This is a genomic window from Bacillus sp. OV166, assembly GCF_900177675.1.
In the GTDB taxonomy this organism is placed as follows: domain Bacteria; phylum Bacillota; class Bacilli; order Bacillales; family Cytobacillaceae; genus Neobacillus.
This window is the reverse complement of sequence record NZ_FXWM01000001.1, coordinates 1,417,020-1,430,111: the sequence shown is the minus strand read 5'-3', so window position 1 is coordinate 1,430,111 and position 13,092 is coordinate 1,417,020. Positions and strand designations below refer to the sequence as shown.

At 39.0% G+C, this 13,092-nt stretch carries 10 protein-coding genes; 4 read left to right on the top strand and 6 right to left on the bottom strand.

The window, feature by feature from the left end:
- Positions 1 to 51: 51 nt before the first annotated feature.
- The 3 genes from CCK98_RS06715 to CCK98_RS06705 all read left to right on the top strand — a co-directional run bounded on the left by CCK98_RS06715 (position 52) and on the right by CCK98_RS06705 (position 7,441).
- Positions 52 to 1,347, top strand: coding sequence for a glutamate-1-semialdehyde 2,1-aminomutase (locus CCK98_RS06715; protein ID WP_088085874.1), 1,296 nt, complete (start codon positions 52 to 54; stop codon positions 1,345 to 1,347).
- 321 nt (positions 1,348 to 1,668) lie between these two features.
- Complete coding sequence (locus CCK98_RS06710) at positions 1,669 to 6,138, top strand: glutamate synthase-related protein (protein WP_088085873.1); 4,470 nt, start codon at positions 1,669 to 1,671, stop codon at positions 6,136 to 6,138.
- A gap of 229 nt (positions 6,139 to 6,367) precedes the next feature.
- On the top strand, positions 6,368 to 7,441 hold the full coding sequence (locus CCK98_RS06705) for an aromatic acid exporter family protein (RefSeq protein WP_088085872.1): 1,074 nt from the start codon (positions 6,368 to 6,370) through the stop codon (positions 7,439 to 7,441).
- 14 nt (positions 7,442 to 7,455) lie between these two features.
- Here CCK98_RS06705 and CCK98_RS06700 read toward each other — a convergent pair whose 3' ends face one another.
- The 5 genes from CCK98_RS06700 to fabL all read right to left on the bottom strand — a co-directional run bounded on the left by CCK98_RS06700 (position 7,456) and on the right by fabL (position 11,607).
- The gene (locus CCK98_RS06700) at positions 7,456 to 9,222 is read right to left on the bottom strand and encodes an ABC transporter ATP-binding protein (protein ID WP_088085871.1); all 1,767 of its coding nucleotides are present in this window, start codon (positions 9,220 to 9,222) and stop codon (positions 7,456 to 7,458) included.
- 86 nt (positions 9,223 to 9,308) lie between these two features.
- Positions 9,309 to 9,839, bottom strand: a complete 531-nt coding sequence (locus tag CCK98_RS06695; protein ID WP_088085870.1) for a DUF402 domain-containing protein — start codon at positions 9,837 to 9,839, stop codon at positions 9,309 to 9,311.
- A gap of 203 nt (positions 9,840 to 10,042) precedes the next feature.
- The gene (locus tag CCK98_RS06690) at positions 10,043 to 10,300 is read right to left on the bottom strand and encodes a YgaB family protein (protein ID WP_088085869.1); all 258 of its coding nucleotides are present in this window, start codon (positions 10,298 to 10,300) and stop codon (positions 10,043 to 10,045) included.
- A 149-nt stretch (positions 10,301 to 10,449) separates the two neighbouring features.
- Positions 10,450 to 10,782, bottom strand: a complete 333-nt coding sequence (locus CCK98_RS06685) for a gamma-type small acid-soluble spore protein (protein WP_088085868.1) — start codon at positions 10,780 to 10,782, stop codon at positions 10,450 to 10,452.
- A 75-nt stretch (positions 10,783 to 10,857) separates the two neighbouring features.
- Positions 10,858 to 11,607, bottom strand: a complete 750-nt coding sequence (gene fabL / locus CCK98_RS06680; RefSeq protein WP_088085867.1) for an enoyl-[acyl-carrier-protein] reductase FabL — start codon at positions 11,605 to 11,607, stop codon at positions 10,858 to 10,860.
- Positions 11,608 to 11,721: 114 nt separating this feature from the next.
- Here fabL and CCK98_RS06675 point away from each other — a divergent pair, with 114 nt between their 5' ends.
- A complete protein-coding gene (locus tag CCK98_RS06675) occupies positions 11,722 to 11,946 on the top strand; it encodes a hypothetical protein (protein WP_088085866.1) in 225 nt (74 codons plus the stop codon).
- Positions 11,947 to 11,973: 27 nt separating this feature from the next.
- On the opposite strand, the gene mutY is transcribed toward CCK98_RS06675, so the two are convergent.
- Positions 11,974 to 13,074 (bottom strand): A/G-specific adenine glycosylase, encoded by a 1,101-nt coding sequence (mutY, locus tag CCK98_RS06670; RefSeq protein WP_088085865.1) that lies wholly within the window; start codon positions 13,072 to 13,074, stop codon positions 11,974 to 11,976.
- Positions 13,075 to 13,092 lie beyond the last annotated feature (18 nt).

Sequence of the window (13,092 nt, the reverse complement as noted above, 5' to 3'; positions counted from 1 at the left end):
GAGTGAAGAAAAGTGATAAAATAGGTAAGAAGCAATTTAAGGAGGAAAAAAATGAAATTTATTAATTCAGAAAGATTACATAATGAAGCACTTGAACACATTGTTGGTGGAGTTAATAGCCCCTCACGTTCTTATAAAGCTGTTGGCGGAGGTGCTCCGGTTGTAATGGAGCGCGCACAAGGTGCTTACTTTTGGGATGTCGACGGCAATCAATATATCGATTATCTCGCAGCATATGGGCCCATTATTACTGGTCATGCCCACCCACATATCACAGAGGCAATCAAACGTGCAGCAGAAAGCGGCGTCCTTTATGGTACACCAACACCTCATGAAGTGAAATTTGCGAAAATGTTAAAAGAAGCAATTCCTTCTATGGAAAAAGTTCGTTTCGTAAACTCAGGAACCGAAGGCGTGATGACAACGATCCGAGTTGCTCGTGCCTACACTGGAAGAGATAAAATTATTAAATTTGCAGGCTGTTATCACGGTCATTCAGACCTCGTCCTTGTTGCAGCAGGCTCGGGGCCATCTACATTAGGCACTCCAGATTCTGCGGGAGTTCCGAAAAGTATTGCTCAAGAAGTGATAACTGTACCTTTCAATGATATCGAACCATTTAAAGAGGCAATCGCTAAGTGGGGCGACCAAATCGCAGCAGTATTAGTGGAACCCATTGTCGGTAACTTTGGGATTGTAGAACCAAAGCCAGGTTTCTTGCAGGAAGTGAATGATATTACTCATGCAGCAGGCGCTCTTGTGATTTATGATGAAGTCATCACGGCCTTCCGCTTTATGTACGGCGGTGCTCAAGATTTATTAGGCATCCAGCCAGATCTAACCGTGTTAGGTAAAATCATTGGTGGTGGTCTTCCCATTGGTGCCTACGGTGGCCGAAAAGAAATTATGGAAACCGTTGCACCGCTCGGACCCGCCTACCAGGCAGGGACAATGGCAGGAAATCCCGCTTCCATTCTTTCAGGTATCGCCTGTCTAGAGGTTTTAAAACAAGAAGGAATTTATGACTATTTAGACCGTTTAGGTGCGATGCTTGAAGCAGGAATTTTAGAGGCAGCAAAGGAAAATAATATTCAAATTACCATTAATCGTTTGAAGGGTGCGTTAACTGTTTATTTTACAAATGAAAAAATCGAAAACTATATACAAGCTGAAAACACAAACGGTGAAACATTTGCAAAGTTCTTTAAACATATGCTCCATCAAGGAATAAACCTTGCTCCATCCAAATATGAAGCATGGTTCTTGACAATTGCTCATACTGAAGAAGATGTTGAAGCAACACTACATGCGGTAAGAAATGCATTTTTCTCACTTACTAACGAATAAATATGCACATTTTATGCACAAAAGGGAGTGGGAATCACTTCCTTTTTTTTATAAAATCATCTTGAAAACGTTTACAATAAGATGTTCCCTCATTTATCCTACACCATTTAACCACTATTTTCTTATCCAAATTACTGCATATTTATTTGATTTCTGAAAATTCTTATGATACTATTATATTATTATTTTTAGATATACTTTTTAACTTTATACCTCGTTAAAGTAACAACCGAAATCTAACTACAAACACTATATTCTCAAACTTTAAGTTTCATAGGAGGTGAAAGAGGCCTTAGCAGATATCTGCTAAAGCCTAATAAGATGACACAAAAATGGACCCCTTCCCTTTTCAAAGATTTCCATAAACAAGAACACGATGCCTGCGGGATTGTCGCATGCCTTGAAAAAACTAAGAGCCCAACTAGAAAAAATATCTTTGATTGTATAGACGCTCTTGTGACAATGAATCATCGCGCAGGTTTTATTAACGGTGAAGGCGATGGCGTTGGCATTCATACCGATATCCCTGTCGAGCTTTGGAAGGAAAAATTGCTTCAGGCTGGCCAGGAACCATCACTAGCTGAAAAAGAAGAATTTGCTGTTGGTCATGTTTTCATTAGTCAAATGGTAAACTGGGAAACTACCAAACAAGAATTAATTAAGAAGGTGGAGAAATACGACTTTGATTTAATTTATGAAACTGATAAGGTTACGGACACTTCTGCACTTGGTCCCATTGCCATTCAGGAAAACCCTGTTTTTTGGCAATTTGCCTGTCTTTCCACAAAAAAAGGTCAGGAATTATCAAAAGCCCTTTTCGATGCATTAGTTGATTTAGAAACAAACGAGCATGTCCATGTGGCTTCACTAAGTCAGAACCATGTGGTTTATAAGGTAATGGGAGCTGGGGATATTCTTCCACGTTACTATTATGACCTTGCGAATCCACTTGTTGCTTCAACAATGACACTCGGACATAATCGCTATTCTACGAATACACTTTCAAGCTTTTTCCGGGTACAGCCGTTTAGTGTTCTCGGACATAATGGGGAGATTAATACCATTGCAAAGCTTCGTGATGAAGCAAAAATGATTGGTGTACCACTTGTCAAAGATGGCAGTGACTCCCAAGATTTAAGCCGTACAATGGAAACATTAATTTGCCGTGAAGGATTTTCATTATTTGAAGCAATGGATGTTTTATTCCCGCCAATTATCAATGAAATTAAGGCATACCCTGAAAATCTCCAAGATCTATATACCTATTTAAGGGAAGCATGGGGACACTTTGCCCAAGGACCTGCAGGTATTATTTCTAGATTTGGTGATGAAGCAGTATTTAGTGTGGATGCTCTTGGCCTTCGTCCGCTTTGGATGCTTGAAATTGATAGTTCTTATCTGTTTTCTTCAGAACCAGGAATCATTTCTTCAAGCGAATATACGAACGATCCGAAGCCTTTAGCACCAGGTGAAAAGGTTGGCTTTAAATGGAACGGTGAAACGTTAGAAGTATTTGAACAAGCTCGTTTTCAGAATGAGGTCTATACCCGTTTTTCTGAAAAGTTAAATTTCAGTGAGGTTAGGGTACGTTTGCTTCCTCCTTCTTTAGGAAAGACAGTTACGATGAATTATCCTGACAAAATCCATAATGGACAATATAAAGCTTTTGGCTGGGAAAGAGATCATATCCAATTAATCGAACAAATGGCAGAAAAAGGTGTGGAACCAATTCGTTCACTTGGCCACGATGCCCCACTTGCTGCGCTTAACCCAGAGCGTAAAAATATTGCCGATTATTTTAAAGAAAGTGTTGCCGTTGTAACGAATCCTGCTATTGATAGAGACCGTGAAACAGAACACTTTTCCACACGTGTAATTATTGGTAAGCGTCCAACCCTATTCAATAAAGAAAATAGTGAAACTGTAATCGAACTTACAACTCCTCTATTATTGGAAGGAAAAGCTGGCTACAGCCTATCCGAAAGTTTAGATCAGCCGAGTTTTGATCAAGTTGTCCACCATTTTCAGGAACAAAAGTTAGTAACCTTTATATCTACGACCTTTAAAAAAGAAGAGAAGTTAGAGCTTGCATTAGAAAGACTAGCAAATGAGGCAGTCCAAGCAGTTCAGGCTGGAAAAACATTACTTGTTCTTAATGATGCAAAAGCACACCAAGAAGATTCCTATTGGATTGACCCGCACTTAGTAACATCTGCGATTGATCAAGCACTAGTTAAGGCAGAAATAAGAAGGGATTGTTCTTTAGTTCTACGATCTGGAGCTATACGATCACTTCATGACATTATCACTGCTTTTGGATTAGGTGCCGATTTAATTAGTCCTTATTACATGTTCTTAACGGTTCTAGACGAGACAACTAAGCCTTTAACCAATCTATATAGTGCTTTGACAAAAGGATTGGAAAAAGTAATTTCAACAATAGGCATTCACGAACTGAGAGGTTACGGTCGCCTTTTCTCAAGTATCGGATTACATGAGGAAATCGCTAGCCTATTAAACATCGTTAACTTTTTTGGCTCGAAGGAACTTGAGACTGATTTTGAAGCGATGAAGATGGATGCTTTGTCTAGAGCAGAAGATTACCATAATGAAAAGGAAAGAGTCGGAAAGACTTTCCATCTCTTCCCACGTATTTGGAAGGCCATTGGTGAAGTGGCTGCTACTGGTGACTACAGTAGTTATCGTGATAAAATCTCAGAACAAGAAACAGAGAATCCAACAACGATTCGCCATTTAGTTCAACTTAAAAAGAGTCATAAATCTCTCTCACCTGATGAGGTTAATCTTCGTGTTGGGGACCATGATTTACCGTTTCTTATTTCTTCGATGTCATTTGGTTCTCAGAATGAAACAGCATTCAGAGCTTATGCTGAAGGAGCAGACCGGTTAAACATGATTAGCCTAAATGGTGAAGGCGGAGAAATAAAAGATATGCTTGGCAAATATCCAAAAACAAGAGGTCAGCAGATTGCCTCTGGAAGATTTGGCGTAAATGCTGAACTACTTAACTCTTCGAATCTATTAGAAATCAAAATTGGGCAAGGCGCTAAGCCTGGTGAAGGCGGTCACTTACCAGGTTCAAAGGTAACTGCGAAGGTTGCAGAAGCACGTAATGCAACACTTGGTTCTGATTTGATCTCACCATCAAACAACCATGATATCTACTCAATTGAAGATTTAGCACAAATGATTCTTGAATTAAAAACGGCAAACGATCAAGCAAAAATTGCTGTTAAAGTTCCAGTTGTACCGAATATCGGAACGATTGCTGTCGGTATTGCCAAAGCTGGTGCAGACATTATCACCTTGAGCGGCTTCGATGGCGGTACTGGTGCTGCCAGAATACATGCCCTTCAGCATGTTGGTTTACCTGTAGAAATTGGTGTAAAAGCTGCACATAATGCCCTACTTGAAAGCGGCCTTCGCCATAAAGTAGAAATCTGGGCTGATGGTGGTATGAAGAGTGCCATGGACGTTATGAAGATCATGCTCCTTGGTGCAAACCGAGTTGGTTTCGGTACGCTTTCAATGCTGGCAATTGGTTGTACGACTTGCCGTGGTTGCCATTTAGACACCTGTCATGTTGGTATCGCGACACAAATTGAATCAGAAGCACAAGCAAAAGAGCATGGCTTACGACGTTTTGTTCCACGCCAATTAGAATTAGCAGTGCAGGGAATTATGAATCTCTTCACAGCCTTTGGGACAGAGTTGAAGACAATTGCAGCATCGGTTGGTATTCGCAATTTACAGGATGCTGTTGGACGTTCTGATTTATTAGAGCAAATGAAAGGCCAAGGCCAACTTAGCCTCTCCTATTTGTTAAAGCCGCTAGAAATTAGCCAATTTGCAAAAACAGAAGCATCTAAATCAATTGAAGAAGTTCAAATGCAGGTTGCAGTGGGTGCAGAGTATCTTGATGGCAGTGTCGATCAGTTACACTCATCTCGCGAATTTGCAAGTGTCACTTCGGAACAACGTGTGCTAGGAAGCCGTGTTTCATGTCACCGTGTTCGTGGAAGACTTGATGGTTCATACAAGCAACTTCCATCCGTACAACTTAAATATAAGGGTGGTTCCATTCCTGGAAATGGTTTGGGTGCTTATAATAGTGAAGGAATTGACATCACTGTGAATGGCGGAGGTCAGGACGGTGTCGGAAAGACTTCTTTTGGCGGAAATATCTATATCCTAAAATCCAAAGGTAAAGATGGCAATTATTACAACGGTTCCGTCGGAAAAGGGTTTGGATATGGTGCTCAAAAAGGGCTTCTTGTTGCACAAGGAAATGCCGACGCACGCGCAGGGATTAGACTTTCAGGTGCTGACTTAATTATTGGCGGTGCTGTTAAGAAGCCACTTCCAGAAAAAGAAGCAGGTAACATTGGTTCAAATGCTAATATTAAAGGTTTTGCCTTTGAATACATGACTAATGGCCGCGGCCTTGTACTGGGAGACCCAGGACCATGGATTTGTGCAGGAATGACGGGCGGGGTTATCTATATTCGCCAGCAGCCTGAGATGGGATTAACGAAAGAAGCCATTCAAAAAAGGATTGCAAAAGGAGCTAAGGTTTCAGTTGTTGATCTAGACGAAAAAGGCAAACAGGATATTAACGAACTATTAACCAAATATACTGACTTGCTTGAACAGAATGGTCAGGCTGACGAAGCTAATCAACTTCGTGTACTTTTAACTGATCTTGAAAATCAATTTGTGCAGGTTCTTCCTGTCAAAGAACAAGCTGATCCAGCTGTATCAACAGAATGATCAAGAATACTAATAGTAACGTCCGCTGCTCTAGCGGGCGTTTTTTTATATGACATTTTCCTGTAACAAATGAAATATAAATTCATATAATTTCTCTTGATAATATATGATAATCAATGTATAGTAACTTATTGCTAATTGAAAAAGCGTCAGTTCTGTTTTCGATGTAAAACTGTTACTTGGGGCTGCCATAAACTATATATTTATTTTTGAAAGGAAACTATTTGGAATGAAGTTAGGTGCCCGCATCTTAAAAACGGGAATTGCTATTGTGTTATCCCTTTACTTAGGTCAGTTATTACATTCACCCTCACCGGTATTCGCCGGCATTGCTGCCATATTTGCGATACAACCGACCATTTATCGCTCCTATTTAACAATCATTGAACAAATTCAAGGAAATATCATTGGTGCTTTACTTGCAGTGGTTTTTGTACTTCTGTTAGGAAATCATATTATTGTCATTGGCTTGGCTGCTATTATGGTGATTGGCATTAATTTAAAGCTTAAACTCGAAAATACGATTGGTTTATCACTTGTTACGTTAATATCCATAATGGAAACACCAGGTGGCGATTTCATACCATTTGCCGGGATCCGTTTTTCTACCATCATGATTGGGGTCTTTTCTGCATTTTTAGTCAATCTAGTATTTATGCCGCCAAAGTATGAAAATAAACTTTATTTTAGAATGACGAGCACAACAGAAGAAATTATTAGATGGATCCGTTTAAGCACCCGGCATGACTTCGATCATAATCTTCTCAAAACAGATATTGATAAATTAAAAGAGAATATCATTCAAATGGGCCAGTTCTACAGTATGTACAAAGAAGAACGCAGTTATTTTAAGAAAAATAGTCTGGAAAAATCCCGTAAGCTTGTTATTTATCGGCAAATGAATTCTGCAGCAAAAAAGGCACTTGATACTTTAAAAAGACTTCATCGTTTTGAGAATGAATTATTACACCTTCCAGAAAAATTCCAACAATCGATACAGGAACAATTAGACTGCCTAATTTACCATCATGAACAGCTCATGCTTAGATTTATTGGTAAAATTCCAAACCCACCTGCCAATTCTGAAAATACGATCTGCTTAAATAAAAAGGAATTATTTGATTTATTTTTACTCCACCAGCAAGAAATTACCGACCATGATAATCCACTTCATTATCATACCATGCAAATTGTTGCTTCGATTATTGATTACGGTGAACAGGTAGAACATCTTGATACACTGATTACAAGCTTCCATTCGTATCATCATAATGAAGTCTCGATCGACGAAGAAAGTATATAAAAAACCGAAGCAAATTACTCTGCTTCGGTTTCTTTTTGTTCTAACTGCTGCACTTGAAAAAGTTTATAATAATTTCTTTTCTTCTCCATCAACTCGTCATGTGTTCCGACTTCTACAATTTGACCATGTTCAATCAGGACAATTCGATTTGCGTGAGTAATCGTTGACAATCGGTGTGCAACAATAAAGGTAGTCCTATCCTTGGCTAACTCCTTGAGTGATTCTTGTATAGCATGCTCACTCTCTAAATCTAGTGCAGAGGTTGCTTCGTCAAGAATTAAGATAGGTGGATTTTTCAAAAAGACACGGGCAATCGCAACTCGTTGTTTCTGTCCTCCAGAAAGCTTAACCCCACGTTCGCCTACCTTGGTGTTATACCCTTCTGACAGGTTTAAGATAAACTCATCGGCATTGGCCGCTTTTGCAGCCTTGTATACCTCTTCAGCAGAAGCACCTGGCTTTCCTAATAAAATATTATCCATAACCGATTCACTAAATAAAATATTATCCTGAAAAACCACACCAATTTTGTCTCTCAGAGTTTGAACCTTAAATTGACGGATGTCTACCCCGTCTAAAGTGATGCTTCCTTCGGTCACGTCGTAAAAACGGGGAATCAGACTAACAAGTGTGGATTTCCCGCCGCCGCTCATTCCTACGAGCGCTATCGTTTCTCCCCTTTTTACATCTAAAGTAATATTTGTCAAAACCATTTCCTCTTTTTTTTCATAAGAAAAATAAACATTCTCAAACGAAATGTCCCCGTGTACCTCGCTGCATTCTCTTGCATTAGGTTTATCCACGATATCATACTTCTCATCCAAAAATTCAAATACCCGATCCATAGATGCAAACGATTGAGTAATAGTGGTGGAAGAATTAACTAACCTTCTTAATGGATTGTAAAGTTTATCAATATAGGCAAAAAACGCAACCATTGTCCCAAGTGATAGTTGACCTTGAATGACGAGGTAAGCAGAATAGCCAATGACTATTAATGGGGCAATATCCGTAATCGTATTAACAGCCGAAAAGGCTTTCGCATTCCAGCTTGTATGCTGTAATGCCTTTTCTAAGAAGTTTTTATTCTGCTTATCAAATTGGCCTTGTTCATAGTCTTCGATCGCAAAGCTCTTGATTACGGGCATCCCTTGCACCCGCTCATGTAAATAGGCCTGGACTTCGGCTAGGGCCTGTGAGCGCGAACGTGTTAATTTCCGTAAATTCCCAAAGAAAAATCTAATCGAGAAGGCGTAGAGTGGAAACAGCAAAATCGAAACAAACGTCAGCTTAACATTCATAGAAAACATAAGAATAATTGCAATAATAATTGTGGCTATATCCAGCCAAAGGTTCATTAATCCTGAAATGACAAATGTTTTCGTTTGCTCAACATCATTGATGACTCGTGATATAATTTCTCCAGCACGGGTATTTGAAAAATACCTAAAGCTTAACTTTTGGATATGTGTGTACATCGTATCCCGAATATCATATAATATTTTACTGGACGTCCACTGGGCAAAATATTGCCGATAATATTCGATTGGCGGCCTCACGATGACAAAGATTACTATCATTACACCCATAATTAACATCAGTTTATCCATTTTTTCACCGTGGGATAGGGTAGGACTTCCAACAATGTCATCAACAACATATTTAATCAGCATCGGAATCATTAGTGGAATGGAAAATTTGATTACTCCAATGATAATTGTCCCAATTACTTGCAAACGGTATGGTTTTACAAATTGAAGATACCTGCGAATACTGCTCAAATTGGTCCTCCTTTCGGAATCTTCTTTAATAAGCAAATAAAAACCTGTTGATCAAATCAACAGGCGCATATATTTCTAATTGCCATCTAACGTCTGTATGTTAAATAACGTTCGTACCAGATATCGATAAAATCTGGTGCAAAAGGGCCATTCCGCTGCCGAATCCATTGAATCAACTTGTCAACATTCCTTTTTAGGATTTGATCGATAGGAGCTGGATAATTCATTTCCCGGCGATGACGTTCATACTCATCCTCGTCTAATAAATTAAAGGTCATATCAGGAAACACCTTTATATCAAGGTCATAATCAATATACTTTAGTGCTTCGCCATCAAAGATAAATGGTGAACTGATATTACAGTAATAATAGATACCATCCTCACGGATCATTCCAATCACATTGAACCAATATTGTGAATGAAAATAACAAATAGCTGGTTCTCTTGTTATCCAGGTCCTGCCATCTGATTCTGTCACAAGTGTTCGGTCATTGCCTCCAATCACCAAATTCTGTGTCCCTTTTAAAACGGTTGTTTCTTCCCAGACGCGATGGATGTGCCCATTGTGCTTATAACTATGTATTTGCATTGGTTCACCTTCGATGGGTACGCCCATGTTTCTCCCCTACCTTCATTCCTGAACGCTTTGTAACCTATTCTTAACTATATATAAATAAATAATGACAAAAGGCAACAAAGTACAATTCCTATTTTCTATTATTATAACGGTTGGGAACAGATTTTAAAACAAAAGAGCCATATTTCGATGGCTCTTTGTAAAAATTTGCGAATTTTTTTAGATATTCTTTGTTTTTTTACCTAAAAAGATGCTGTTAGGTTCATTTCCCGATAGGAATTAATTACCTCTTCTGTCTGCTTTTCAAAAATGGTCTGGATCTCTTTCAACTCTTTTTTCTTCAGTCGGATATCAGCTTGAACACTTTCAAGGTCTGTAGCATCCTGCAATGTTTGTAGTTCTTCTTTGATTTGTTGACAACGTTCAAGTTCTCCTTGAAGGTATAGCAATTTTTCCATCGTCACCATTTGATCGGAAACTAATCGGTTAAAATGATCCATTTCCCTCACCGCCTTATTAGTTGTATCTAATATGTATTCTCGAACAGGACCTATTCTCCTTTGACAACATATGTAACCTTAAGAGAAGTTTTGTCGAAACAGAAAGAAGACACTCTATACGAATCTAGAGTGCCTTCTGCATACTTTTATTAGCTTTGACCAAATTGGCCATTACCTTGGTTTTTACGAGCTTGAGATTGTTGGTTTTGTTGTCTTACTTCTTGAGCATCTGTTTGGCTTGCAAATTCAGTTCCGAATTGGCCTGAAGAGCCTTGGGAACCTTGTCCTGAAGCAGATTGAGACTTTTGAGCCGATTGTTGGTTTTGTTGTCTTACTTCAGCAGCATTTGTCTCACTAGCGAATTCAGTTCCGAATTGGCCTTGAGAACCTTGACCAGAAGCAGATTGAGCGTTTTGTTGTCTTACTTCCTGGATGTTAGTCCCAGCTGAAGTTTTGTTTGGCTGTTGATTGAAGTTTGCCATTGATATCACCTCCACGAATATAATGTAACCATGCTTCGTGGAGATTATCCGCAAAAAATATTATTTAAAAATAATTTAAACAAGTAATGAAATTCCACCATCAATAATAATAGTCTGTCCCCTTATCATGCTTGAATCATCAGATAAAAGGAACATTACACAGTTAACCATGTCATCAATTTCGACCATTCTTCCAGCAGGAGTCTTTTCTTTTGCTTCTTGTAAAAGTTCTTCACGGTTTGGAAAATGCTTTAATGCTTCAGTATCGACAGCGCCGCCTGAGACCGCATTTACAACAATATTTTTCGGAGCTAACTCAACTGCCAAATATCTTGTCAAAGCCTCAAGCGCTGCTTTAGAGACTCCTACGACAGTGTAATTTTCTAAATAGCGGATCGAACCGAGAGAGCTGATGCTGACAATTTTCCCCCCGCCATTTCTTTCCATCAATTTTGCTGCTTCCTGTGCACAGAATAACAAGGCTTTACTATTTATGTTTAAGGTCCAATCCCAGTGGGATTCTTCTAACTCCATTACTGGACGCTGAACTCCTGATGCTGCATTATTGACAAACACATCCAGGCGGCCAAATTCTGCCTCAATTTGCACGAACATTTCTTTAATTTTAGCAACATCGCCAACATTTGCTTTTACAATTAATGCCTTTCTCCCTAATGCCTCAATTTGCTCGGCAGTCTCTAGAGCACCCTTTTTACTTCTTGCATAATTGATAACAATATCATATCCTGCTTCTGCCAAACGTAATGCTGTTGCCTTACCGATTCCCCTGCTGCTTCCTGTAATGAGTGCTACTTTCTGAGTCATCTAACTATTCCCTTCTATATTCAAGTATTGTTATCATTTTAACTTTTCCAGGAATAGAAGACAATTATTATAAAACACTAAGGAATAAATAACCTATGAAAGGAAGTAGAAAATATGTATGTTGGACGGGATATGACAGAGCTTTCAATGATGGCTAAATCTGATTGGGAAAACAGTGAGCTTGCTTTTTTTCATCACTCATTTCAGCAAATTACTCCATATTTAAATAGCGAAGGACAAACGATTCACCGCGAGATTATTGAAGAAATTGAGAATCGCGGCGGAATCAATCGTCAAGAAGCAGATTATACACATGGAACAAAAACGGTATATGATTGAAAAATGAACGCCGCTTGAATAAGGCGTTCATTCCTTTTGGTGTTCGTGAAATATTTTGAGCATCTTCTGAGAGGATACAGGGAAAGCAAATTGTTTCATTTCTTCGAATGAAACAAGTTTCCATTCTTCACTTTCTTGAAAAACAGAATTTAACGTACCTGAATATACTTTAATATTCCAGACCAAGTGCGAAAAAGTGTGTTCAAGTTGCCCAATAATTCGCTCGAGTTTTATGTTTATCTCAAGTGAATGGTGAAATAGGTCCGCTACCTGCTCCCGTTCATTTTGTAAGGGGTGATGGATCTCAACATTAGGGAATTCCCATAAATTTGCGAGCAGTCCAGTTGCCGGCCTCTTGTGAATTAATACCTTCCCATTTCCATCCAAAAGGATAGCAGAAGCAAGTTGAACGTTTCGTGTCTTGGTTTTTTTAGTTTTTATCGGAAGTTCATTTTGAACTCCCTCATCAAAAGCTTGGCAATGTTCTCGAACTGGACATAATAAGCACGAAGGAGAAGTGGGTGTACAAATTAACGCTCCCAATTCCATTAATGCTTGGTTGAAAGAGGAAGGGTCTTCATGTGAAATTAACTGTCGCACTGCTTTTTCAAAAATCTTCCGTGAAGATGATTTGGCAATATCCTCCCAGATGGAAAGGACTCTTGAAATAACCCTCATCACGTTTCCATCCACAGCCGGCTCTGGAATTCCATAAGCAATACTTAAAATCGCACCAGCTGTATAAGGTCCCACCCCTTTTAGTTCAGCTATCTTTTCTGGAGTATTTGGCACTTCACCGCTATACTTCTCGCTTACTTCCTTAACAGCTGATTGCAAATTTCGAACCCTTGAATAATATCCCAGCCCTTCCCAGGCCTTTAGCACTTTATCCTCCTCTGCCTCGGCAAGGTCTTCAATCGTGGGAAACCATTCAATAAAGCGATTAAAATAGGGAATTACTGTATCAACTCTAGTTTGTTGGAGCATTATTTCTGAGACCCATATTTTGTATGGATCTAGGTCTTTTCGCCAAGGCAAGTCCCGTTGTTCTCGTTTAAACCAGGATATTAAATCATTTTGAAAAGCAGATATATTGATTTTTTCTATATTCTTTAGTTCAATTATCATAACTTTTGTTCCTCCAGA